Origin of the sequence: Escherichia sp. F1 (assembly GCF_046764225.1) — a bacterium.
Lineage (GTDB): Bacteria > Pseudomonadota > Gammaproteobacteria > Enterobacterales > Enterobacteriaceae > Escherichia > Escherichia coli.
On the sequence record NZ_CP177202.1, the window covers coordinates 4,666,317 to 4,692,481 of the forward strand.

At 51.2% G+C, this 26,165-nt stretch carries 14 protein-coding genes, 5 tRNA genes, 3 rRNA genes and 1 riboswitch; of the genes, 1 reads left to right on the plus strand and 21 read right to left on the minus strand.

The annotated features are described in order from the left end of the window. Positions 1–203: 203 nt before the first annotated feature. From rpoC to ACK8NJ_RS22425, 13 genes are all read right to left on the minus strand, one after another. A complete protein-coding gene (gene rpoC, locus ACK8NJ_RS22365) occupies positions 204–4,427 on the minus strand; it encodes a DNA-directed RNA polymerase subunit beta' (RefSeq protein ID WP_000653944.1) in 4,224 nt (1,407 codons plus the stop codon). Positions 4,428–4,503: 76 nt separating this feature from the next. Continuing rightward, the gene (rpoB, locus tag ACK8NJ_RS22370) at positions 4,504–8,532 is read right to left on the minus strand and encodes a DNA-directed RNA polymerase subunit beta (RefSeq protein ID WP_000263098.1); all 4,029 of its coding nucleotides are present in this window, start codon (positions 8,530–8,532) and stop codon (positions 4,504–4,506) included. 319 nt (positions 8,533–8,851) lie between these two features. Beyond that, positions 8,852–9,217 (minus strand): 50S ribosomal protein L7/L12, encoded by a 366-nt coding sequence (rplL, locus tag ACK8NJ_RS22375; protein ID WP_000028878.1) that lies wholly within the window; start codon positions 9,215–9,217, stop codon positions 8,852–8,854. A gap of 66 nt (positions 9,218–9,283) precedes the next feature. Next, complete coding sequence (rplJ, locus tag ACK8NJ_RS22380; protein WP_001207201.1) at positions 9,284–9,781, minus strand: 50S ribosomal protein L10; 498 nt, start codon at positions 9,779–9,781, stop codon at positions 9,284–9,286. Positions 9,782–10,193: 412 nt separating this feature from the next. After that, positions 10,194–10,898 (minus strand): 50S ribosomal protein L1, encoded by a 705-nt coding sequence (rplA, locus tag ACK8NJ_RS22385; RefSeq protein WP_001096688.1) that lies wholly within the window; start codon positions 10,896–10,898, stop codon positions 10,194–10,196. 3 nt (positions 10,899–10,901) lie between these two features. After that, the gene (gene rplK, locus ACK8NJ_RS22390) at positions 10,902–11,330 is read right to left on the minus strand and encodes a 50S ribosomal protein L11 (RefSeq protein WP_001085926.1); all 429 of its coding nucleotides are present in this window, start codon (positions 11,328–11,330) and stop codon (positions 10,902–10,904) included. Between the two features lie 158 nt (positions 11,331–11,488). Beyond that, positions 11,489–12,034, minus strand: coding sequence for a transcription termination/antitermination protein NusG (nusG, locus tag ACK8NJ_RS22395; protein WP_001287516.1), 546 nt, complete (start codon positions 12,032–12,034; stop codon positions 11,489–11,491). A 1-nt stretch (position 12,035) separates the two neighbouring features. Beyond that, the gene (secE, locus tag ACK8NJ_RS22400) at positions 12,036–12,419 is read right to left on the minus strand and encodes a preprotein translocase subunit SecE (protein WP_001275702.1); all 384 of its coding nucleotides are present in this window, start codon (positions 12,417–12,419) and stop codon (positions 12,036–12,038) included. 229 nt (positions 12,420–12,648) lie between these two features. Next, the gene (gene tuf / locus ACK8NJ_RS22405; RefSeq protein WP_000031784.1) at positions 12,649–13,833 is read right to left on the minus strand and encodes an elongation factor Tu; all 1,185 of its coding nucleotides are present in this window, start codon (positions 13,831–13,833) and stop codon (positions 12,649–12,651) included. A 114-nt stretch (positions 13,834–13,947) separates the two neighbouring features. Then, positions 13,948–14,023, minus strand: a tRNA-Thr gene (locus ACK8NJ_RS22410). A 6-nt stretch (positions 14,024–14,029) separates the two neighbouring features. Continuing rightward, positions 14,030–14,104, minus strand: a tRNA-Gly gene (locus tag ACK8NJ_RS22415). 116 nt (positions 14,105–14,220) lie between these two features. After that, a tRNA-Tyr gene (locus tag ACK8NJ_RS22420) sits at positions 14,221–14,305 on the minus strand. A gap of 8 nt (positions 14,306–14,313) precedes the next feature. Continuing rightward, positions 14,314–14,389, minus strand: a tRNA-Thr gene (locus tag ACK8NJ_RS22425). 361 nt (positions 14,390–14,750) lie between these two features. On the opposite strand from ACK8NJ_RS22425, the gene coaA reads away from it, so the two are divergent. Beyond that, positions 14,751–15,701 (plus strand): type I pantothenate kinase, encoded by a 951-nt coding sequence (gene coaA / locus ACK8NJ_RS22430; protein WP_000023085.1) that lies wholly within the window; start codon positions 14,751–14,753, stop codon positions 15,699–15,701. 31 nt (positions 15,702–15,732) lie between these two features. Here the strand turns inward: coaA and birA are convergent, their stop codons facing one another. The 8 genes from birA to btuB all read right to left on the minus strand — a co-directional run bounded on the left by birA (position 15,733) and on the right by btuB (position 25,886). Continuing rightward, positions 15,733–16,695 (minus strand): bifunctional biotin--[acetyl-CoA-carboxylase] ligase/biotin operon repressor BirA, encoded by a 963-nt coding sequence (gene birA, locus ACK8NJ_RS22435; RefSeq protein WP_000654623.1) that lies wholly within the window; start codon positions 16,693–16,695, stop codon positions 15,733–15,735. Further along, the gene (gene murB, locus ACK8NJ_RS22440; RefSeq protein ID WP_411961992.1) at positions 16,692–17,720 is read right to left on the minus strand and encodes a UDP-N-acetylmuramate dehydrogenase; all 1,029 of its coding nucleotides are present in this window, start codon (positions 17,718–17,720) and stop codon (positions 16,692–16,694) included. Before murB ends, birA begins: the two co-directional genes overlap by 4 nt. Before the next feature lie 136 nt (positions 17,721–17,856). Next, positions 17,857–17,972, minus strand: a 5S ribosomal RNA gene (gene rrf, locus ACK8NJ_RS22445). Positions 17,973–18,066: 94 nt separating this feature from the next. Then, positions 18,067–20,968, minus strand: a 23S ribosomal RNA gene (locus ACK8NJ_RS22450). Positions 20,969–21,163: 195 nt separating this feature from the next. Further along, positions 21,164–21,239 (minus strand) — tRNA-Glu (locus ACK8NJ_RS22455). Between the two features lie 85 nt (positions 21,240–21,324). Next, positions 21,325–22,866, minus strand: a 16S ribosomal RNA gene (locus ACK8NJ_RS22460). Together the 16S, 23S and 5S rRNA genes with 1 tRNA gene alongside form the textbook arrangement of a ribosomal RNA operon. A gap of 373 nt (positions 22,867–23,239) precedes the next feature. Beyond that, entirely contained in the window at positions 23,240–24,097 is an 858-nt protein-coding gene (gene murI, locus ACK8NJ_RS22465) for a glutamate racemase (RefSeq protein ID WP_001306631.1), read from the minus strand. Then, entirely contained in the window at positions 24,042–25,886 is a 1,845-nt protein-coding gene (gene btuB / locus ACK8NJ_RS22470; RefSeq protein ID WP_001366808.1) for a TonB-dependent vitamin B12 receptor BtuB, read from the minus strand. Before btuB ends, murI begins: the two co-directional genes overlap by 56 nt. Positions 25,887–25,951: 65 nt before the next feature. Next, a riboswitch (cobalamin riboswitch) is annotated at positions 25,952–26,141 on the minus strand. Positions 26,142–26,165: the final 24 nt, after the last annotated feature.

The window sequence follows — 26,165 nt, forward strand, 5'->3', positions numbered from 1 at the left end:
CGGAAGATGAAAAACGCAAGGTTGTTGAAAGCTTTGTGTTTTTTTATGGTAGTGCCGTCAGCAGGAATGTTGTCCAGGGCGAAAAGCTTCTTCCTCGTTTCGCCCTGCCTTTCTTAATATTTCCCATGAAGACTTTGCCCTCTAAATAACACCCATAAAAAAACCCGCCGAAGCGGGTTTTTACGTTATTTGCGGATTAACGATTACTCGTTATCAGAACCGCCCAGACCTGCGTTCAGCAGTTCTGCCAGGCTGGCAGATGCGTCTTCTGCAGTCACCTGCGGTGCAGCCGGAGCTTCACCCGCAGCACGGCGACGCATACGATCCTGGTGGTACGCGTAACCGGTACCTGCCGGGATCAGACGACCCACGATAACGTTCTCTTTCAGGCCGCGCAGTTCGTCGCGTTTGCCCGCAACGGCTGCTTCGGTCAGCACGCGAGTGGTCTCCTGGAACGATGCCGCGGAGATGAAGGACTCGGTTGCCAGAGACGCTTTGGTGATACCCAGCAGATCGCGGGAGTAAGTTGCACCCACTTTACCGTTCGCTTCCAGTTCGCGGTTTGCGATCTTGACGCGAGAGTATTCAACCTGTTCGCCTTCCAGGAAGTCGGAGCTGCCCGCGTTAACGATGGTAGCTTTACGCAGCATCTGACGAACGATAACTTCGATGTGTTTATCGTTAATCTTAACGCCCTGCAGACGGTATACGTCCTGTACTTCGTTAACGATGTAACGAGTAACAGCATGAACACCACGCAGACGCAGAATGTCGTGCGGCGCTTCCGGACCATCGGAAATTACGTCACCACGTTCTACACGTTCACCTTCGAACACGTTGAGCTGACGCCATTTCGGAATCATCTCTTCGTACGGATCGCTACCGTCTACCGGGGTGATAACCAGACGACGTTTACCTTTGGTTTCTTTGCCGAAGGAAACGATACCGCTGATTTCAGCCAGGATTGCCGGCTCTTTCGGACGACGTGCTTCGAACAGGTCCGCAACGCGCGGCAGACCACCGGTGATGTCCTTGGTACCGCCGGATTCCTGCGGAATACGCGCCAGGGTGTCACCAGAGCTGATCTGTACGCCATCTTCCAGCTGAACAATCGCTTTACCTGGCAGGAAGTACTGCGCAGGCATATCGGTACCCGGGATCAGAACGTCGTTACCCTGAGCATCAACGATTTTCAGTGCCGGACGCAGATCTTTACCACCTGCGGTACGTTCTGCGGAATCCAGAACTACCAGCGAAGACAGACCGGTCAGTTCGTCGGTCTGGCGAGTAATGGTCTGGCCGTCAATCATGTCAGTAAAGCGTACAAAACCGCTTACTTCGGTGATAACCGGCATGGTGTGCGGGTCCCAGTTTGCAACGGTTTCGCCGCCAGCAACCTGTTCGCCATCGCCTTTCGCCAGTACCGCACCGTAAGGTACTTTGTAGCTTTCTTTGGTACGACCGAATTCGTCGATCAGTTTCAGTTCGGTGTTACGGGAAGTGATAACCAGTTTACCGCTGGAGTTCACAACCGACTTCACGTTGCTGAGCTTGATGCTACCTTTGTTTTTCACCTGGATGCTGGATTCAGCAGCCGCACGTGATGCCGCACCACCGATGTGGAACGTACGCATGGTCAGCTGTGTACCCGGTTCACCGATGGACTGTGCCGCGATAACACCGATTGCTTCACCTTTGTTAATGATGTGGCCACGCGCCAGGTCACGACCGTAGCAGTGCGCACATACACCAAAGTCGGTGTCACAAGATACAACAGAACGTACTTTAACCGCGTCGACAGAGTTCTCTTCCAGCAGGTCACACCACTGTTCGTGCAGCAGCGTGTTGCGCGGAACGAGGATATCAGCAGTACCCGGCTTCAGAACGTCTTCAGCAGTTACACGACCCAGTACGCGATCGCGTAGCGGCTCTTTAACGTCACCACCTTCGATAACCGGAGTCATCATGATACCTTCATGGGTACCACAATCGTCTTCGGTAACCACCAGGTCCTGCGCCACGTCAACCAGACGACGAGTCAGGTAACCGGAGTTCGCAGTTTTCAGTGCGGTATCCGCCAGACCTTTACGAGCACCGTGGGTGGAGATGAAGTACTGGAGTACGTTCAGACCTTCACGGAAGTTCGCGGTGATTGGCGTTTCGATGATGGAGCCATCCGGCTTCGCCATCAGACCACGCATACCAGCAAGCTGACGAATCTGTGCCGCAGAACCACGCGCACCGGAGTCGGCCATCATGTAGATGCTGTTGAAGGAAACCTGCTTCTCTTCCTGACCGTCACGGTTAATAACGGTTTCAGTTTGCAGGTTATCCATCATCGCTTTGGATACACGATCGTTCGCCGCAGCCCAGATATCGATAACTTTGTTGTAGCGTTCGCCCGCAGTTACCAGACCAGACTGGAACTGCTCCTGAATTTCAGCAACTTCTGCTTCTGCCTCGGAGATGATTTCGTGTTTCTTCTCCGGGATGACCATGTCATCGATACCAACAGATGCACCAGAACGCGCTGCGTAGGCGAAGCCGGTGTACATGATCTGGTCCGCAAAAATAACGGTCGGTTTCAGACCGAGAATGCGGTAGCAGGTGTTCAGCATTTTGGAGATTGCTTTTTTACCCAGCGCCTGGTTGACGATGGAGTAAGGCAGACCTTTCGGTACAATCATCCACAGAATGGCACGGCCAACAGTCGTGTCTTTCAGGCTGGTTTTCGCTACTAATTCACCGTTAGCATCTTTTTCATACTCGGTGATACGCACTTTAACGCGCGCATGCAGAGAAGCCAGACCAGAGCGATACAGACGTTCTGCTTCTTTCGGGCCAGTCAGCACCATGCCTTCGCCTTTGGCGTTAACACAGTCACGGGTCATATAGTACAGACCCAGTACAACGTCCTGAGACGGAACGATGATTGGTTCGCCGTTCGCCGGGGACAGGATGTTGTTGGTAGACATCATCAGCGCACGCGCTTCCAGCTGGGCTTCCAGCGTCAGCGGTACGTGAACAGCCATCTGGTCACCATCGAAGTCGGCGTTATATGCCGCACAAACCAGCGGGTGCAGCTGGATAGCTTTACCTTCGATCAGTACCGGTTCAAATGCCTGGATACCCAGACGGTGCAGAGTCGGTGCACGGTTCAGCAGTACCGGGTGTTCGCGGATAACTTCGTCCAGGATATCCCAAACGACAGCTTCTTCGCGCTCAACCATTTTCTTCGCAGCTTTAATGGTGGTAGCAAGACCACGCAGTTCCAGCTTGCCGTAGATGAACGGTTTGAACAGCTCCAGCGCCATTTTCTTCGGCAGACCGCACTGATGCAGACGCAGGTATGGACCTACGGTGATTACAGAACGACCGGAGTAGTCAACACGCTTACCGAGCAGGTTCTGACGGAAACGACCCTGTTTACCTTTGATCATGTCGGCCAAAGATTTCAGAGGACGCTTGTTAGAACCGGTGATCGCACGACCGCGACGACCGTTATCCAGCAGGGCGTCTACCGCTTCCTGCAGCATACGTTTTTCGTTACGTACGATGATGTCCGGCGCAGCCAGATCCAGCAGACGTTTCAGACGGTTGTTACGGTTAATGACGCGACGATACAGATCGTTCAGGTCAGAAGTCGCGAAACGACCACCATCCAGCGGAACCAGCGGACGCAGATCTGGCGGCAGTACCGGCAGAACGGTCAGGATCATCCACTCTGGTTTGTTACCAGACTGAACGAACGCTTCCAGCAGTTTGATACGCTTGGTCAGCTTTTTACGCTTGGTTTCGGAGTTGGTTTCGTTCAGCTCTTCACGCAGCTGTTCGCACTCTTGCTCCAGATCCATGCTCTTCAGCAGGGCCTGGATTGCTTCCGCACCCATTTTCGCGTCGAATTCGTCACCGAACTCTTCCAGCGCGTCCAGATACTGCTCTTCAGTCAGGATCTGCTGGCGTTCCAGGTTGGTCATACCGCCTTCAATAACCACATAGGATTCGAAGTACAGTACGCGTTCGATATCGCGCAGCGGCATATCGAGCAGCAGGCCGATACGGGACGGCAGCGATTTCAGGAACCAGATGTGCGCAGTCGGGGAAGCCAGTTCGATGTGGCCCATACGCTCACGGCGTACTTTAGTCTGGGTCACTTCAACGCCACACTTCTCACAGATGACGCCACGGTGTTTCAGGCGCTTGTACTTACCGCACAGGCACTCGTAATCTTTTACCGGCCCAAAGATACGGGCGCAGAAAAGGCCGTCACGTTCTGGTTTGAACGTACGGTAGTTGATGGTTTCCGGCTTTTTAACTTCACCGAAAGACCATGAACGGATCATGTCTGGCGAAGCCAGAGCAATTTTGATCGCATCAAACTCTTCGGTTTTAGTCTGCGCTTTCAGAAACTTTAATAAATCTTTCACGGATTTGCTCCCGTCGGAGTTAGCACAATCCGCTGCCGGGTTTTACCCCGACAGCAGTGACCTGTTTGAGCGAGAATTACTCGTCTTCCAGTTCGATGTTGATACCCAGCGAACGAATCTCTTTCAACAATACGTTGAAGGATTCTGGCATGCCCGGCTCCATCTGATGGTTGCCGTCCACGATGTTTTTATACATCTTGGTACGACCGTTCACGTCATCAGACTTAACGGTGAGCATTTCCTGCAGGGTGTATGCTGCGCCGTATGCTTCCAGCGCCCACACTTCCATCTCCCCGAAACGCTGACCACCGAACTGTGCCTTACCACCCAGCGGCTGCTGAGTAACCAGGCTGTAAGAACCGGTGGAACGCGCGTGCATCTTGTCGTCGACCAGGTGGTTCAGTTTCAGCATGTACATGTAACCAACGGTTACCGGACGTTCGAACTGTTCACCAGTGCGTCCGTCGTACAGGCGGATCTGACCAGAAGTCGGCAGGTCGCCAAGTTTCAGCAGCTCTTTAATTTCTGCTTCTTTCGCACCGTCGAACACCGGCGTTGCGATTGGCATACCTTTGCGCAGGTTTTCAGCCAGACGCATAACTTCTTCATCGCTGAAGGTACTCAGGTCAACTTTCTGACGAACGTCAGCGCCCAGATCGTAAGCACGCTGGATGAATTCGCGCAGTTTCGCGACTTCTTGCTGCTGTTTCAGCATGGCGTTGATCTTGTCGCCGATACCTTTCGCAGCCATACCCAGGTGGGTTTCGAGGATCTGACCGATGTTCATACGAGACGGTACGCCCAGCGGGTTCAGTACGATGTCTACCGGCGTACCGTTTTCATCGTAAGGCATATCTTCGATCGGGTTGATCTTAGAAATTACACCCTTGTTACCGTGACGACCTGCCATCTTGTCACCAGGCTGGATACGGCGTTTAACCGCCAGATATACCTTAACAATCTTCAGCACGCCCGGTGCCAGATCGTCGCCCTGGGTGATTTTGCGGCGTTTCGCTTCGAGTTTCTTCTCGAACTCGTGTTTCAGTTCGTCATACTGCTCAGCCAGCTGTTCCAGCTGATTTTGTTTCTCTTCGTCGGTCAGGCCCAGCTCCAGCCAGCGATCGCGCGGCAGTTTGTCGAGCTTCTCAGCTTCAACGCCACCGGCTACCAGCACAGCACGGATACGGCTGAACAGACCCGCTTCGAGGATCTGCAGTTCTTCAGACAGGTCTTTCTTCGCCTGTTTGAGCTGCATTTCTTCGATTTCCAGCGCACGTTTGTCTTTTTCTACGCCATCGCGAGTAAAGACCTGAACGTCGATAACCGTACCGGATACACCGTTTGGTACGCGCAGAGAAGAGTCTTTAACGTCAGACGCTTTCTCACCGAAGATCGCACGCAGCAATTTTTCTTCTGGGGTCAGCTGAGTTTCACCTTTCGGCGTTACCTTACCAACCAGAATGTCGCCACCGGTCACTTCCGCACCAATGTAAACGATACCGGATTCATCCAGTTTGGAGAGCGCAGCTTCACCCACGTTCGGGATGTCAGCGGTGATCTCTTCCGGCCCCAGCTTGGTGTCACGGGACACACACGCCAGTTCCTGAATGTGGATGGTGGTGAAACGGTCTTCCTGAACAACACGCTCGGATACGAGGATGGAGTCTTCGAAGTTGTAACCATTCCACGGCATGAACGCTACGCGCATGTTCTGACCCAGCGCCAGTTCACCGAGGTCGGTGGACGGACCATCTGCCAGCACGTCGCCACGTTCTACCGGTTCACCCAGAGACACACACGGCATCTGGTTGATACAGGTGTTCTGGTTAGAACGGGTGTACTTGGTCAGGTTGTAGATGTCGATACCTGCTTCACCCGGATACATCTCATCTTCGTTAACTTTGATAACGATACGGGAAGCATCCACGTACTGAACGACACCACCACGTTTAGCAACCGCAGTTACACCGGAGTCAACAGCAACAGCACGTTCCATACCCGTACCAACCAGCGGCTTATCAGCACGCAGAGTCGGAACGGCCTGACGTTGCATGTTCGCACCCATCAATGCACGGTTGGCGTCATCGTGTTCCAGGAACGGGATCAGGGACGCACCGACGGATACCACCTGCTGGGTGGATACGTCCATGTAGTCAACCTGGTCACGGCTGAACAAGCTGGATTCGCCTTTGCTACGGCAAGTTACCAGGTCTTCTACGAAGTGGCCTTCTTCATCCAGGTTGGAGTTCGCCTGGGCGATAACGTAGTTGCCTTCTTCGATAGCAGACAGGTAGTGAATTTCGTCAGTTACAACACCGTCGGTCACTTTACGATACGGAGTCTCAAGGAAGCCGTATTCGTTAGTCTGTGCGTACACGGACAGAGAGTTGATCAGACCGATGTTCGGACCTTCAGGGGTTTCGATTGGACATACGCGACCGTAGTGAGTCGGGTGTACGTCTCGAACTTCGAAGCCTGCACGTTCACGGGTCAGACCGCCTGGGCCGAGTGCGGAGATACGACGTTTGTGCGTAATCTCAGACAGCGGGTTGTTCTGGTCCATAAACTGAGACAGCTGGCTGGAACCGAAGAACTCTTTCACTGCTGCGGAAATCGGCTTGGCGTTGATCATATCCTGAGGCATCAGGGTATCCAGATCGCCCAGAGACAGACGCTCTTTCACCGCACGCTCTACACGTACCAGGCCAACGCGGAACTGGTTTTCCGCCATTTCGCCAACGGAACGGATACGACGGTTGCCGAGGTGGTCGATATCATCGACTTCGCCTTTACCGTTACGGATATCAATGAGCTTTTTCATAACATCAATGATGTCGTCTTTGCTCAGGATACCGGAACCTTCGATTTCTTCGCGCAGCAGAGAACGGTTGAACTTCATACGACCAACCGCAGACAGGTCATAGCGGTCTTCGGAGAAGAACAGGTTCTCAAACAGGCTTTCCGCTGCTTCACGAGTCGGCGGCTCGCCAGGGCGCATCATGCGGTAGATTTCTACCAGTGCGCTCAGACGGTCGTTAGTTGGGTCGACACGTAAGGTTTCAGAGATATATGGGCCGTGATCCAGATCGTTGGTGAACAGCGTTTCGATACGCTTGTGACCAGACTGGCTCAGCTTAGCCAGCAGATCCAGGCTCAGCTCCATGTTCGCTGCGCAGATCAGCTCGCCGGTAGACTCATCAATATAGTCTTTAGCAACCACTTTACCTGCGATGTACTCAACCGGGACTTCGATCAGTTTGACGTCGTCTTTTTCCAGCTGGCGAATGTGGCGCGCAGTGATACGGCGGCCTTTTTCTACGTACACTTTACCGTTAGCTTCGATGTCAAAAGATGCGGTTTCACCACGCAGGCGTTCCGGCACCAGTTCCATCTGCAGCTTGTTATCACGGATTTCAAAGATAACTTTTTCAAAGAACAGGTCGAGGATCTGCTCTGTGGTGTAGTTCAGGGCGCGCAGAATGATGGTCGCAGGCAGTTTACGGCGACGGTCGATACGTACGAACAGGTTGTCCTTCGGATCGAATTCGAAGTCCAGCCAGGAACCACGGTAAGGGATGATGCGCGCGTTATACAGCACTTTACCCGAAGAGTGGGTTTTACCTTTGTCGGAGTCAAAGAAGACGCCCGGACTACGGTGCAGCTGGGAAACGATAACACGCTCAGTACCGTTGATAACAAAGGTACCGTTGTCTGTCATGAGCGGAATTTCGCCCATGTAGACTTCTTGTTCTTTAATGTCTTTTACGGTGCCTTCCGGCGCTTCGCGCTCATAGATCACCAGACGCAGTTTAACGCGCAGCGGTGCGGAATAGGTCACGCCACGGATTTGACATTCCTGGACGTCAAACACCGGTTCGCCAAGGCGGTAGCTGACGTATTGCAGCTCGGAATTACCGCTGTAGCTCTGAATCGGGAATACGGAACGGAAAGCAGCTTCCAGACCATACTGCCCTTCAGGATCTTGCTCGATAAATTTCTGAAACGAGTCAAGCTGGATAGAAAGGAGATAAGGTACATCCAGAACTTGTGGACGTTTACCAAAATCCTTACGAATACGTTTTTTCTCGGTATAGGAGTAAACCATAGGGTTCCTCAGCTCGCTGACAAGTCGACCCATCTGTCCATTGAGCGGACAGTTTGTGCAACACTATTTTGTTGACCGGAAAATGGAACACTTTCCGCAATGCCTGTTGCTATCACGCTTAAACCATTTCATTGCGATTTACACAGAACGGACGTCCTGTCGCAGTATATTAAGTCGTCGATAGAAACAAGCATTGAAAGGCACAGCAGTAGTCAAACAGTGTGAAACGCTACTGGCGCCTTACAGCGCAAAAAGGCTGGTGACTAAAAAGTCACCAGCCATCAGCCTGGTTTCTCAGGCTGCAACCGGAAGGGTTGGCTTATTTAACTTCAACTTCAGCGCCAGCTTCTTCCAGAGCTTTTTTCAGTGCTTCTGCGTCGTCTTTGCTCACGCCTTCTTTCAGAGCAGCCGGTGCAGATTCTACCAGGTCTTTAGCTTCTTTCAGACCCAGGCCAGTTGCGCCACGTACTGCTTTGATAACAGCAACTTTGTTAGCGCCAGCAGCTTTCAGAATTACGTCGAATTCAGTTTTTTCTTCAGCAGCTTCAACCGGGCCAGCAGCTACAGCTACAGCAGCAGCAGCGGAAACACCGAATTTTTCTTCCATTGCAGAGATCAGTTCTACAACGTCCATTACAGACATAGCTGCAACTGCTTCAATGATTTGATCTTTAGTGATAGACATTTAAATTGTTCCTGAATATCAGAATAAGTTTATACGTAAGCGAATGCGTTAAAAAGATAACTGCGATTAAGCAGCTTCTTTCGCATCGCGTACAGCAGCCAGAGTACGAACCAGTTTGCCAGCCGAAGCTTCTTTCATGGTTGCCATCAGGCGTGCAATTGCTTCTTCGTAGGTCGGCAGAGTTGCCAGGCGGTCGATCTGAGACGCCGGGATCAGCTCACCTTCAAAGGCAGCGGCTTTGACCTCAAATTTTGCATTCGCTTTCGCGAACTCTTTGAACAGACGAGCAGCAGCGCCCGGGTGTTCCATAGAGTATGCAATCAGGGTCGGACCAACAAACGCGTCTTTCAGGCACTCGAACGGAGTACCTTCAACAGCACGGCGCAGCAGGGTGTTACGAACAACACGCATGTATACGCCAGCTTCGCGACCTGCTTTACGCAGTTCAGTCATTTTATCTACAGTTACGCCACGGGAATCCGCAACTACTGCAGACAGCGCGCCTTTGGCTACTTCGCTGACTTCAGCAACAATCGCTTGTTTGTCTTGAAGATTTAAAGCCATTAGCTTTGCTCCTGGATGTTTGCCAGAGAAAATCTCTGGAACTCACTTCACTCCTCCAAACGGAGAGAGCGTCTTAATTACGGTGAGCAGAAACAAGCCAGAATATAAAAGAATAATCTTAGCGTTCTGTCACCGTCTACGCAGGGGATTAAGTTTCTTGCGAAACTCCTGCGGTCTTCGACGGAGGCCTGGATAGGCCAGGCTCCAACGAACAAATCTTTTCTATCCGTCGCTATTCAGCTTGTGGCGGCGTTGGCTTCCTTCGTTCGCACCAGTCACATAGTTAGCTATGCTCCTGGCGACTCACTCAGTTGCCGCCTTGCCACAACCCGAATATCTCGGACATACGTCTGCATTAAGCATTATACGTGGGGGTAAGATTGTAGACAAAATCACCGCCCACGTAAAGGCATTAGTTTACAGAAGCGCTCAGGCCAGCCTGGTCAACTGCAACACCTGCACCCATGGTGGTGGAGATGCTAACTTTCTTGATGTACACGCCTTTCGCCTGAGTCGGTTTTGCTTTTTTCAGCGCAACCAGCAGAGCTTCCAGGTTTTCTTTCAGTTTGTCAGCGTCAAAGTCCACTTTACCGATGGTAGTGTGGATGATGCCGTTTTTGTCGTTACGGTAACGAACCTGGCCAGCTTTAGCGTTTTTAACCGCTTCAGCAACGTTCGGCGTTACAGTACCCACTTTCGGGTTTGGCATCAGGCCGCGCGGACCCAGAACCTGGCCCAGCTGGCCAACAACGCGCATTGCATCCGGAGAAGCAATAACAACGTCAAAGTTCATTTCGCCTTTCTTGATCTGTTCAGCCAGATCTTCCATACCTACCAGTTCAGCACCTGCAGCTTTAGCAGCTTCAGCATTTGCACCCTGAGTAAATACGGCTACGCGAACGGAACGGCCAGTACCGTGCGGCAGTACAGTTGCACCACGTACGTTCTGGTCAGATTTACGAGCGTCAATGCCGAGGTTAACAGCTACGTCCACGCTTTCTACGAATTTAGCAGTCGCCAGCTCTTTCAGCAGAGCGATAGCTTCGTTGATGTCGTACTGTTTGGTTGCATCAACTTTCTCGCGGATAACACGCATGCGCTTGGTCAGTTTAGCCATTTCTTAGTCCTCCACTACCAGGCCCATGGAACGTGCAGTACCTTCGATGGAGCGAGTCATCGCTTCAATGTCGGCACCAGTCATGTCGGCAGCTTTGGTCTGCGCGATTTCCTGCAGCTGAGCGCGGGAAATTTTACCCACTTTGTCTTTGTTCGGCTTACCGGAACCAGACTTGATACCAGCCGCTTTTTTCAGCAGAACTGCTGCTGGCGGAGTCTTGGTAACGAAAGTGAAAGAACGGTCAGCGTAAACGGTGATTACTACCGGAATCGGCAGACCTTTTTCGATGGAATCAGTTTTTGCGTTGAACGCTTTGCAGAATTCCATGATGTTTACGCCCTGCTGACCCAGAGCCGGACCTACTGGCGGACTCGGGTTAGCCATACCAGCTGCAACCTGCAGCTTGACATAGGCTTGTACTTTCTTAGCCATTATAAATTCCTCAAGTTGGGTAATAACGCCTCTGAGAGGCTCCCCGTGATATAAAAAATCGTTTTACGGGCAAGGCCCATAAAAACAAAAGGCGCGAAATTGTATTCCAATCTCGCGCCTTGTGCAACGATTAAATCGCCGCTTTTTTGATCGCTGGGTTAGGCTTTTTCAACCTGGCTGAAGTCCAGTTCTACCGGGGTCGCACGACCGAAGATAGAAACAGACACTTTCAGACGAGATTTCTCGTAATCCACTTCTTCAACAACACCGTTGAAGTCAGCGAACGGACCATCATTAACACGGACCATTTCACCCGGTTCAAACAGCGTTTTCGGACGCGGCTTATCACCAACCTGCTGCAGGCGGTTCATAATCGCATCGACTTCTTTATCGCTGATTGGCGCAGGACGATCGGAAGTACCGCCGATGAAGCCCATCACACGCGGTACGCTGCGCACCAGGTGCCAGCTCGCGTCGTTCATCACCATCTGAACGAGGACGTAGCCAGGGAAGAATTTACGTTCGCTTTTGCGACGCTGACCGCCACGGATTTCAACCACTTCTTCGGTTGGTACCATGACTTCACCAAACAAATCTTCCATGTTGTGTAATTTGATATGCTCACGCAGCGACGTTGCTACGCGGCCTTCAAAACCGGAAAACGCCTGAACGACGTACCAGCGCTTTTTAGGAGCTTCAGACATCTCAGAACCTCAGGCCAGTGATAAAGGATACCAGGCGAACCAGAATACCATCCAGTCCCCACAGGATCAGTGACATTACTGCGGTAACCGCAGCCACAATCAGCGTGGTGTGCAATGTTTCCTGGCGAGTCGGCCAAATGACCTTACGGACTTCGGTACGCGCTTCACGGGCAAAAGCAACGGTAGCTTTACCTTTTGTCGTTAACAGCGCGACACCACCCGCTGCAGCAATCAGAATTACTACGGCCAGCGCACGCAGCGGCAGCATAATGTCGCGATAAAGATAGTTGCCGACAATCGCCACCAGGAGCAATGCCACCACAACGACCCACTTCATCGCTTCCAGGCCGCGCCCGCTTCCTTGAGCTTCGGTATTCGCACTCATAAACCAACCTGTCAGAAGTTTTCTACAAACATTTTCACCCCGCGATCGCGAGGCAAACCAAATCGAAACGCGTATTAGCTTTTCGGATTATACGCCCTCAACAGAGCCTGTCTCAGCAATGATTATGACAAAGAAAATCACTGATGAGCCAGGTTCTGGTACGAAAGCGTGCAAAAAGGGCATCAAATGATGCCCTTTTAGTGCGCATTGCGTCAAATGTTATCGGCAATTAGCTCAGAACTTTTGCTACAACGCCCGCGCCAACGGTACGGCCGCCTTCACGGATTGCGAAACGCAGACCGTCGTCCATCGCGATCGGGTGGATCAGGGTAACAACCATTTTGATGTTGTCGCCCGGCATTACCATCTCTACGCCTTCCGGCAGTTCGATGGTGCCAGTCACGTCAGTAGTACGGAAGTAGAACTGCGGACGGTAGCCTTTGAAGAACGGAGTATGACGACCGCCTTCATCTTTGGACAGAATGTACACTTCAGATTCGAACTTGGTGTGCGGCTTGATGGTGCCCGGCTTAGCCAGTACCTGACCACGTTCGATTTCTTCACGTTTGATACCACGCAGCAGAACACCTACGTTCTCACCAGCACGGCCTTCGTCCAGCAGTTTGCGGAACATTTCAACGCCAGTACAGGTAGACTTCTGAGTCTCTTTGATACCAACGATTTCAACTTCTTCACCAACTTTGATGATACCGCGTTCTACACGACCGGTAACAACGGTACCACGACCGGAGATGGAGAATACGTCTTCGATCGGCAGCAGGAACGGCTTGTCAATCGCACGCTCTGGTTCCGGAATGTAAGAATCCAGGAAGCCAGCCAGTTCCAGGATTTTCGCTTCCCACTCTGCGTCGCCTTCCAGCGCTTTCAGAGCAGAACCACGAACGATCGGAGTGTCGTCGCCCGGGAAGTCGTACTGAGACAGAAGTTCACGAACTTCCATTTCAACCAGTTCCAGCAGCTCTTCGTCATCAACCATGTCGCATTTGTTCAGGAACACGATGATGTACGGAACGCCTACCTGACGACCCAGCAGGATGTGCTCACGAGTCTGCGGCATCGGGCCGTCAGTCGCAGCAACTACCAGGATCGCGCCGTCCATCTGAGCAGCACCGGTGATCATGTTTTTAACATAGTCGGCGTGCCCCGGGCAGTCTACGTGTGCGTAGTGACGGGTCGGGGTGTCGTATTCAACGTGAGAAGTGTTGATGGTGATACCACGAGCTTTTTCTTCCGGCGCGTTATCGATCTGGTCGAATGCGCGAGCAGCACCGCCGTAGGTTTTAGCCAGTACGGTAGTGATTGCAGCGGTCAGCGTTGTTTTACCATGGTCAACGTGGCCGATAGTACCGACGTTAACGTGCGGTTTTGTACGTTCAAACTTTTCTTTAGACATCGATTGTCCCTCTAAGACACGGATAAATCGGTGATATCACCACATCAACCAGGCAACATGCCCGACTTGTTGAATGCAATAAACAGAAGGAAAAAACAGGGAGGAGAAAAGAAGTGGTGCTGATAGGCAGATTCGAACTGCCGACCTCACCCTTACCAAGGGTGCGCTCTACCAACTGAGCTATATCAGCACATCTTGGAGCGGGCAGCGGGAATCGAACCCGCATCATCAGCTTGGAAGGCTGAGGTAATAGCCATTATACGATGCCCGCATCCTGGAACTCGGCTACCTGATTTTCATTCTGCACTGAATATCGAGAGAAGCTCTCTTTATTCGAGCCGGTAAGCGAACTTATCGTCTCGGGCTACGCCATCGCGTGGCCGAAATTGGTGGTGGGGGAAGGATTCGAACCTTCGAAGTCTGTGACGGCAGATTTACAGTCTGCTCCCTTTGGCCGCTCGGGAACCCCACCGGACTTGATGGTGCCGACTACCGGAATCGAACTGGTGACCTACTGATTACAAGTCAGTTGCTCTACCTACTGAGCTAAGTCGGCATCAAGTAGCGCGCATTCTATGGAGACATGCGAGTTCATGCAACTAAAAAATTGCATAATTTGTTTTATTGGTCACATTTTATGCGACACGATGAAGAAACAGCCGAATGGAGGGCAGATTAGCACACTTTTTCAACATCATTGTGCTCAACAATGCGCTCCTGCTAAACCATAATTCTTTTTATCAGATGGAATATCTGTCACATTGCTTTTCAACGATAGCTTCCTGGGAGAGATTTTTTCTTATTATTCCTCCCCATCTGGTGTTACCCTCCTGCCCATTAACCCATTCAACAGAACTGTGACGCGCCATGGCAAATATCGCTTTGCCGATAGAGCTATGACCGCCAGAAACATGCTTATGAGTATAAAAGAGCAAACGTTAATGACGCCTTACCTACAGTTTGACCGCAACCAGTGGGCAGCTCTGCGTGATTCCGTACCTATGACGTTATCGGAAGATGAGATCGCCCGTCTCAAAGGTATTAATGAAGATCTCTCGTTAGAAGAAGTTGCCGAGATCTATTTACCTCTGTCACGTTTGCTGAACTTCTATATAAGCTCGAATCTGCGCCGTCAGGCAGTTCTGGAACAGTTTCTTGGTACTAACGGGCAACGCATTCCTTACATTATCAGTATTGCTGGTAGTGTCGCTGTGGGGAAAAGTACAACCGCCCGTGTATTGCAGGCGCTATTAAGCCGTTGGCCGGAACATCGTCGTGTTGAACTGATCACTACAGATGGCTTCCTTCACCCTAATCAGGTTCTGAAAGAACGAGGTCTGATGAAGAAGAAAGGCTTCCCGGAATCGTATGATATGCATCGCCTGGTGAAGTTTGTTTCCGATCTCAAATCCGGCGTGCCAAACGTTACAGCACCTGTTTACTCGCATCTTATTTATGATGTGATCCCGGATGGAGATAAAACGGTTGTTCAGCCTGATATTTTAATTCTTGAAGGGTTAAATGTCTTACAGAGCGGGATGGATTATCCACACGATCCACATCATGTATTTGTTTCTGATTTTGTCGATTTTTCGATATATGTTGATGCACCGGAAGACTTACTTCAGACGTGGTATATCAACCGTTTCCTGAAATTCCGCGAAGGGGCTTTTACAGACCCGGATTCCTATTTTCATAACTACGCGAAATTAACTAAAGAAGAAGCGATTAATACTGCCATGACGTTGTGGAAAGAGATCAACTGGCTGAACTTAAAGCAAAATATTCTACCTACTCGCGAGCGCGCCAGTTTAATCCTAACGAAAAGTGCTAATCATGCGGTAGAAGAGGTCAGACTACGCAAATAATTTTCAGGGGAGCTAATGCTCCCCTATCTTATTATTCCGCGCTACGCAGGGATATTTCACCGCCCATCCAGGGTTTTATTATTCCATCCTGCTCAAGTAATAAAGCGCCCTGTTTGTCTATTCCGCGTGAAATGCCAAATATTTCTTTATCACCAATGATAAGTTTCACTGGGCGATTAATAAAATTATCCAACTTTTCCCAGCGCGAAAGATAAGGTGCCAATCCTTCTTGCTCGAAGAGTTCCAGCGCCGCGCGTAATTCACGTATCAGCATGGCCGCCAACGTATTACGATCGAGATTGATCCCGGCTTCCTGCAGCGTGATCCACCCTTGATTAACGACACTCTCTTCAACACGACGCATTGCCATGTTGATCCCTGCACCAATGACTATTTGCGCCGCATCGCCGGTTTTGCCAGTCAGCTCCACAAGAATGCCTGCCAGCTTGCGATCCTGCAGATAGAGGTCATTAGGCCATTTAACACGAACTTTATCTGCACCCAGCTTGCGTAATACTTCCGCCATCACGATACCGATAACCAGACTTAAACCAATCGCCGCCGCCGGGCCTTGCTCCAGACGCCAGAACATCGACAAATATAAGTTTGCGCCAAAAGGCGAAAACCATTTCCGCCCCCGGCGACCACGGCCAGCCTGCTGGTATTCTGCAACACAGGCATCGCCAGATTTAAGCTCTCCGATGCGGTCCAGGAGATACTGATTCGTGGAGTCAATAACTGGCAGCACGGCTACACTGCCGTCATCCAGCTGACTCAATATCTGTTCAGCATTAAGTAACTGGATTGGCTCGGGCAAGCTGTATCCTTTACCCGGAACAGTAAATACATCAACGCCCCAGTCACGCAGTGTCTGAATGTGTTTATTAATAGCCGCCCGGCTCATTCCCAGCGTTTCACCCAACTGCTCGCCAGAGTGAAATTCACCGTTCGCTAATAGGGCGATCAATTTCAGTGGCACGGTGTTATCCTTCATGAAATTGTCTCCACTGCGCTCACTTCACCTGATGCACCAATAAAGCGGACTTCAGGCTCAAGCCAGACATTAAATTTTTCACCCACTTTTTGTCTTACATGGTGTGCCAGTTGCACCACATCTTCGCTTTTTGCATTGTCTTCATTAATGAGAACTAACGCCTGTTGACGGTGCACCGCAGCCCCACCCATTTGCATCCCTTTTAGCTGGCACTGCTCGATAAGCCAACCTGCTGCCAGTTTTACTGAACCATCCGCCTGGGGGTAATTTGGTGCTGTTGGAAATTGTGACAGTAATGCTTTAGCCGTTTCGGCAGATACAACAGGGTTTTTGAAGAAACTACCGGCATTGCCATTCACTTTTGGGTCAGGAAGTTTGGTGGTGCGCATATGACACACCGCATCAAATACTTGCTGTGGCGTTACTGTTGTAGGATCCAGACGAGTTAAGTCACCATACGTTAGTACAGGTTGCCACTCTTTTGGCAGACGCAGACCTACGGCTACAATGGCGAAGCGGTCCTGGTATTCATGTTTAAAAATACTGTCGCGATAGCCAAAACGGCACTCTTTGGCAGTTAAGCGCACTTGCTTGCCTGTCGCCAGTTCAACACAATCAACATAAGCGCAAACTCGCTGTAATTCTACGCCATAAGCACCAATATTCTGGATAGGTGATGAGCCGACACAACCAGGAATTAATGCCAGATTTTCCAGACCAGGCATACCTTCCTGCAAAGTGTATTTTACCAGGCGATGCCAGTTTTCTCCGGCTCCTACATATAAATACCACGCATCAGGTTCATCATGAATTTCGATACCTTTGATCCGGTTGATGATCACCGTGCCGCGATAGTCTTCCAGAAAAAGTACATTACTTCCTTCACCCAGAATAAGAACGGGTTGCCCTTCTGCGGTTGCATGCTGCCAGGCATTGAGTAGTTGTTGTTCGTCTTCGGCACATACAATGTGCTGAGCATTATGATCAATGCCAAATGTGTTCCAGGGTTTTAAGGAGTGGTTCATAGCTGCTTTCCTGATGCAAAAACGAGGCTAGTTTACCGTATCCGTGGGGGGATGGCTTGTAGTAATGACGACAGGGAGAGTTTGTAGAAACGCAAAAAGGCCCAGTCTTCCGACTGGGCCTTCTGCTTAATTTGATGCCTGGCAGTTCCCTACTCTCGCATGGGGAGACCCCACACTACCATCGGCGCTACGGCGTTTCACTTCTGAGTTCGGCATGGGGTCAGGTGGGACCACCGCGCTACGGCCGCCAGGCAAATTCTGTTTCATCAGACCGCTTCTGCGTTCTGATTTAATCTGTATCAGGCTGAAAATCTTCTCTCATCCGCCAAAACATCTTCGGCGTTGTAAGGTTAAGCCTCACGGTTCATTAGTACCGGTTAGCTCAACGCATCGCTGCGCTTACACACCCGGCCTATCAACGTCGTCGTCTTCAACGTTCCTTCAGGAGACTTAAAGTCTCAGGGAGAACTCATCTCGGGGCAAGTTTCGTGCTTAGATGCTTTCAGCACTTATCTCTTCCGCATTTAGCTACCGGGCAGTGCCATTGGCATGACAACCCGAACACCAGTGATGCGTCCACTCCGGTCCTCTCGTACTAGGAGCAGCCCCCCTCAGTTCTCCAGCGCCCACGGCAGATAGGGACCGAACTGTCTCACGACGTTCTAAACCCAGCTCGCGTACCACTTTAAATGGCGAACAGCCATACCCTTGGGACCTACTTCAGCCCCAGGATGTGATGAGCCGACATCGAGGTGCCAAACACCGCCGTCGATATGAACTCTTGGGCGGTATCAGCCTGTTATCCCCGGAGTACCTTTTATCCGTTGAGCGATGGCCCTTCCATTCAGAACCACCGGATCACTATGACCTGCTTTCGCACCTGCTCGCGCCGTCACGCTCGCAGTCAAGCTGGCTTATGCCATTGCACTAACCTCCTGATGTCCGACCAGGATTAGCCAACCTTCGTGCTCCTCCGTTACTCTTTAGGAGGAGACCGCCCCAGTCAAACTACCCACCAGACACTGTCCGCAACCCCGATCAGGGGCCAACGTTAGAACATCAAACATTAAAGGGTGGTATTTCAAGGTCGGCTCCATGCAGACTGGCGTCCACACTTCAAAGCCTCCCACCTATCCTACACATCAAGGCTCAATGTTCAGTGTCAAGCTATAGTAAAGGTTCACGGGGTCTTTCCGTCTTGCCGCGGGTACACTGCATCTTCACAGCGAGTTCAATTTCACTGAGTCTCGGGTGGAGACAGCCTGGCCATCATTACGCCATTCGTGCAGGTCGGAACTTACCCGACAAGGAATTTCGCTACCTTAGGACCGTTATAGTTACGGCCGCCGTTTACCGGGGCTTCGATCAAGAGCTTCGCTTGCGCTAACCCCATCAATTAACCTTCCGGCACCGGGCAGGCGTCACACCGTATACGTCCACTTTCGTGTTTGCACAGTGCTGTGTTTTTAATAAACAGTTGCAGCCAGCTGGTATCTTCGACTGATTTCAGCTCCACGAGCAAGTCGCTTCACCTACATATCAGCGTGCCTTCTCCCGAAGTTACGGCACCATTTTGCCTAGTTCCTTCACCCGAGTTCTCTCAAGCGCCTTGGTATTCTCTACCTGACCACCTGTGTCGGTTTGGGGTACGATTTGATGTTACCTGATGCTTAGAGGCTTTTCCTGGAAGCAGGGCATTTGTTGCTTCAGCACCGTAGTGCCTCGTCATCACGCCTCAGCCTTGATTTTCCGGATTTGCCTGGAAAATCAGCCTACACGCTTAAACCGGGACAACCGTCGCCCGGCCAACATAGCCTTCTCCGTCCCCCCTTCGCAGTAACACCAAGTACAGGAATATTAACCTGTTTCCCATCGACTACGCCTTTCGGCCTCGCCTTAGGGGTCGACTCACCCTGCCCCGATTAACGTTGGACAGGAACCCTTGGTCTTCCGGCGAGCGGGCTTTTCACCCGCTTTATCGTTACTTATGTCAGCATTCGCACTTCTGATACCTCCAGCAACCCTCACAGGCCACCTTCACAGGCTTACAGAACGCTCCCCTACCCAACAACACATAGTGTCGCTGCCGCAGCTTCGGTGCATGGTTTAGCCCCGTTACATCTTCCGCGCAGGCCGACTCGACCAGTGAGCTATTACGCTTTCTTTAAATGATGGCTGCTTCTAAGCCAACATCCTGGCTGTCTGGGCCTTCCCACATCGTTTCCCACTTAACCATGACTTTGGGACCTTAGCTGGCGGTCTGGGTTGTTTCCCTCTTCACGACGGACGTTAGCACCCGCCGTGTGTCTCCCGTGATAACATTCTCCGGTATTCGCAGTTTGCATCGGGTTGGTAAGTCGGGATGACCCCCTTGCCGAAACAGTGCTCTACCCCCGGAGATGAATTCACGAGGCGCTACCTAAATAGCTTTCGGGGAGAACCAGCTATCTCCCGGTTTGATTGGCCTTTCACCCCCAGCCACAAGTCATCCGCTAATTTTTCAACATTAGTCGGTTCGGTCCTCCAGTTAGTGTTACCCAACCTTCAACCTGCCCATGGCTAGATCACCGGGTTTCGGGTCTATACCCTGCAACTTAACGCCCAGTTAAGACTCGGTTTCCCTTCGGCTCCCCTATTCGGTTAACCTTGCTACAGAATATAAGTCGCTGACCCATTATACAAAAGGTACGCAGTCACCCCATAAAGAGGCTCCCACTGCTTGTACGTACACGGTTTCAGGTTCTTTTTCACTCCCCTCGCCGGGGTTCTTTTCGCCTTTCCCTCACGGTACTGGTTCACTATCGGTCAGTCAGGAGTATTTAGCCTTGGAGGATGGTCCCCCCATATTCAGACAGGATACCACGTGTCCCGCCCTACTCATCGAGCTCACAGTATGTGCATTTTTGTGTACGGGGCTGTCACCCTGTATCGCGCGCCTTTCCAGACGCTTCCACTAACACACACACTGATTCAGGCTCTGGGCTGCTCCCCGTTCGCTCGCCGCTACTGGGGGAATCTCGGTTGATTTCTTTTCCTCGGGGTACTTAGATGTTTCAGTTCCCCCGGTTCGCCTCATTAACCTATGGATTCAGTTAATGATAGTGTGACGAATCACACTGGGTTTCCCCATTCGGAAATCGCCGGTTATAACGGTTCATATCACCTTACCGACGCTTATCGCAGATTAGCACGTCCTTCATCGCCTCTGACTGCCAGGGCATCCACCGTGTACGCTTAGTCGCTTAACCTCACAACCCGAAGATGTTTCTTTCGATTCATCATCGTGTTGCGAAAATTTGAGAGACTCACGAATAATCTTTCGACTATTCAGTGTTTCAATTTTCAGCTTGATCCAGATTTTTAAAGAGCAAATATCTCAAACATCACCCGAAGATGAGTTTTGAGATATTAAGGCAGGTGACTTTCACTCACAAACCAGCAAGTGGCGTCCCCTAGGGGATTCGAACCCCTGTTACCGCCGTGAAAGGGCGGTGTCCTGGGCCTCTAGACGAAGGGGACGTATCAGTCTGCTTCGCAAGACGCCTTGCTTTTCACTTTCTATCAGACAATCTGTGTGAGCACTGCAAAGAACGCTTCTTTAAGGTAAGGAGGTGATCCAACCGCAGGTTCCCCTACGGTTACCTTGTTACGACTTCACCCCAGTCATGAATCACAAAGTGGTAAGCGCCCTCCCGAAGGTTAAGCTACCTACTTCTTTTGCAACCCACTCCCATGGTGTGACGGGCGGTGTGTACAAGGCCCGGGAACGTATTCACCGTGGCATTCTGATCCACGATTACTAGCGATTCCGACTTCATGGAGTCGAGTTGCAGACTCCAATCCGGACTACGACGCACTTTATGAGGTCCGCTTACTCTCGCGAGGTCGCTTCTCTTTGTATGCGCCATTGTAGCACGTGTGTAGCCCTGGTCGTAAGGGCCATGATGACTTGACGTCATCCCCACCTTCCTCCAGTTTATCACTGGCAGTCTCCTTTGAGTTCCCGGCCGGACCGCTGGCAACAAAGGATAAGGGTTGCGCTCGTTGCGGGACTTAACCCAACATTTCACAACACGAGCTGACGACAGCCATGCAGCACCTGTCTCACAGTTCCCGAAGGCACCAATCCATCTCTGGAAAGTTCTGTGGATGTCAAGACCAGGTAAGGTTCTTCGCGTTGCATCGAATTAAACCACATGCTCCACCGCTTGTGCGGGCCCCCGTCAATTCATTTGAGTTTTAACCTTGCGGCCGTACTCCCCAGGCGGTCGACTTAACGCGTTAGCTCCGGAAGCCACGCCTCAAGGGCACAACCTCCAAGTCGACATCGTTTACGGCGTGGACTACCAGGGTATCTAATCCTGTTTGCTCCCCACGCTTTCGCACCTGAGCGTCAGTCTTCGTCCAGGGGGCCGCCTTCGCCACCGGTATTCCTCCAGATCTCTACGCATTTCACCGCTACACCTGGAATTCTACCCCCCTCTACGAGACTCAAGCTTGCCAGTATCAGATGCAGTTCCCAGGTTGAGCCCGGGGATTTCACATCTGACTTAACAAACCGCCTGCGTGCGCTTTACGCCCAGTAATTCCGATTAACGCTTGCACCCTCCGTATTACCGCGGCTGCTGGCACGGAGTTAGCCGGTGCTTCTTCTGCGGGTAACGTCAATGAGCAAAGGTATTAACTTTACTCCCTTCCTCCCCGCTGAAAGTACTTTACAACCCGAAGGCCTTCTTCATACACGCGGCATGGCTGCATCAGGCTTGCGCCCATTGTGCAATATTCCCCACTGCTGCCTCCCGTAGGAGTCTGGACCGTGTCTCAGTTCCAGTGTGGCTGGTCATCCTCTCAGACCAGCTAGGGATCGTCGCCTAGGTGAGCCGTTACCCCACCTACTAGCTAATCCCATCTGGGCACATCCGATGGCAAGAGGCCCGAAGGTCCCCCTCTTTGGTCTTGCGACGTTATGCGGTATTAGCTACCGTTTCCAGTAGTTATCCCCCTCCATCAGGCAGTTTCCCAGACATTACTCACCCGTCCGCCACTCGTCAGCGAAACAGCAAGCTGTTTCCTGTTACCGTTCGACTTGCATGTGTTAGGCCTGCCGCCAGCGTTCAATCTGAGCCATGATCAAACTCTTCAATTTAAAAGTTTGATGCTCAAAGAATTAAACTTCGTAATGAATTACGTGTTCACTCTTGAGACTTGGTATTCATTTTTCGTCTTGCGACGTTAAGAATCCGTATCTTCGAGTGCCCACACAGATTGTCTGATAAATTGTTAAAGAGCAGTGCCGCTTCGCTTTTTCTCAGCGGCGCGGGGTGTGCATAATACGCTTTCCCGCTACAGAGTCAAGCATTTATTTTTGCTTTCTCTGCCGGAATTCTCAGGAGAACCCCGCTGACCCGGCGGCGTGTTTGCCGTTGTTCCGTGTCAGTGGTGGCGCATTATAGGGAGTTATTCCGGCCTGACAAGAGGAAATTTAAAATAATTTTCTGACCGCGCAACATTCAACCAAATCAGTCTAAAACTGCCAGTTTTTCGAGCGTTTTGAAGCCGTAACGCTGTAAAACGGGCAATAATTGTTCAGCTTCTGGCGTCATTGCCATACAAAAGGCAATATTCGCATCGGCAGATTTTGCATCCGGGGCTTCATGCTCTAGCAACCAGGCCGTTCGGCGAGCAATCGCTGCGCCAGAATCCACCAGCCGGGTTCCCTCTGGCAGCACCTGTAACAGTTCTTCTTGTAGTAGAGGGAAATGGGTACACCCCAATACAACGGTATCTGGCGGTTCTTTCATTCTTAACCACGGGCGTAGGATACGTTTTAGCGCATCCAGAGAAACATCTTCGCCATGCAGCTTCGCTTCAGCCAACTCAACCATCTCTGCCGAGCCCAGCATTTCTATCTGGCATTCATTAGCGAATCGCGCGATCAGCTCATGAGTATAAGAACGTTTAACTGTTCCGCGGGTTGCCAGTAATCCAACAATGCCATTTGCCGTCAGACGTGCAGCAGGTTTAATCGCCGGCACGACACCAACAACCGGGAAGTCGAACTTTTCGCGTAATGCAGGAAGTGAAACGGTACTGGCAGTGTTGCAAGCGACCACAGCCAGCGCAAGGGGATAACGTTTTTGCACTGCGGTGACAATTGCCACCACTCGCTCAACAATAAACGCTTCGCTTTTTTCGCCATACGGGAAAGCGACGTTATCGAAAGCATAAATGTAATGGAGATCCGGTAAGAGATGCCGGATCTCGTCATAGACCGACAACCCACCGACGCCGGAGTCAAACACCAGCACGGTGGGACGTGGTTCAGAAGGTGTAGCTGCCAGACAAGGTGTATTCCCGTCCTGCAGTTTGGTAGCCATAGACTGTCTCATAATCTTTGTCGAACAGGTTGGCTATTTTACCACGAACTGTCAGGTGAGAGGTGACCGGATACGCAACCGCAAGATCCCACAAGCTCACACCGCCCATTTTAACGGTTTGATAAGGATAAGATGAGTAATCCTTATCATAGCGAGTGCCTAAATACTGATAAGTAATACCCCAGTCGAAGTCATACAACTGCCAGTCGAGCTGGTATTTCACCTGCTGTTTAGCACGGCGTAACAACGGCGTGTCGGTAATTGCATTGCGCGCATCGACATAATCATAACTCACAGTATGCGTCAGTGGTCCGGTATCAAAATTGGCGGTCGCCTCGACCCCCTTAATCCGCGCTTTCCCTTCGTTGTAATATTTCAGGGTGTGATCATCATAATCGATCAAATCACTGACATCGTTACGATATCCGGAAATACGCCAGTTCACCCCAGCGGTTAAGCCTTCAAACGCGCCTTCCCACTGTTTGCTTTTCTCAGGATTCAGATTCGGATTTCCGTAGAAACCATACAGTTGCCCAAGATTAGGTGCCTTGTACGACGTGCCATAAGAAGCGATAAAACGATAGCCTTCGATGAATTCCCAACCGGCACTCGTTTGCCAGGTTCCATGACGACCAAACTGTGAGTTATCGTCGCTGCGGGCTGCGCCTTCAAACGTAAAATCGCCGACTTGTTGCAATCCGGTCAGATAGATACCAGTGTTACGTTGATCATACCCATCTTCAACATAACCAGTACCCGGCGTCGTAGTCTGTTTCTGCCAGTCAACGCCCGCACCAATATTACCGTGGCCAACGGTAACGTTATTTGCCCACTGGACGGTGTACTGCTTCATCTCATCCAGCGTCGCGGACGAATCATAACGACCATAATGGGGATCGTAGTTGTAATCTTTGCTATGGCTATAGCTGGTAATGAGTTGTGATTTAATCATTTCGCCGTTATAGCGCAGCCCGGCGTCCCAACTTTGGCTATAGAGTTTACGGGTATCGAGCAACGGTGAGCCGGGAGAATAATACGCGTCATAATTGGTACGGTTATCATAGCCATAGCCGCGCACAAAGCCGCTCCAGGCATCAGTAAAGTTATGCTCCAGAGCGCCATAAAGCGTTTTACTTAAAAAACCATCGTTATCTGTCTGCGCTTGCGTTCCGGTATTACCATAGGCAACAACATCATAACCATGAGTATGGGCATAATCGCCCAACAGCGTTACCCGTGTCTTATCCCCCAGTTGTTGCTGCGTGGAGACATCATAGTTCTGATAACTATTGCTTCCCCACCCTGCTGAAATTTCCGTTCCGGGTTCATCGCGCGTCGTGATGATATTCACCACCCCACCTATCGCATCGGAACCATAAACGGCGGAGCGCGGCCCACGGATATATTCAACACGCTGGACAAGCGCAATAGGGAACTGGCTAAGGTCGGCAGAACCACTCACCCCTGCCAGATTCAGGCGTACGCCATCAATTAACACCAACACATGACTGGCATTTGTACCGCGAATAAAAATAGATGAGAGCTGACCTGAACCGCCGTTTTGGGTGATATCGACGCCCGGAAGACGGCGCAGCACATCATTGACCGAGGTCGACTGCCAGCGGTCGATATCCTGACGGGTCACAACGGTGGTTGGTGCAAGCACAGTGCTGCGCGGCTGTTCAAAACGGTTAGCAGTAACGACGAGAGTATCCGGGCTGGTATCCTGTGCCCAAGCAGAAAAGGCTGTGACAGAACACGCCGTCAGCAGCGAAGCTTTTTTAATCATTGTAAAGCATCCACAATAGAAGAAGGATGCCGCAGGTTTCATCAATATTACGCGATGATGAGAACCAGATGCGACGTTAGCCGGCAGGTCTTCGGGCTTGGAGGGGTATCTAAGATACTAAGAGATGATGACTTCCCACCGGATGGCAGTGTCCGCATAACGCAATCATCGCACCTTTCCTTACCGCTGCGCGTCAGCTCCAGATTCGCACTGGATTCCCTATTAACTCACAGGACCGGCAAGTGGATGCTACAGGTTGTAACAAGTTACTGTCCAGAC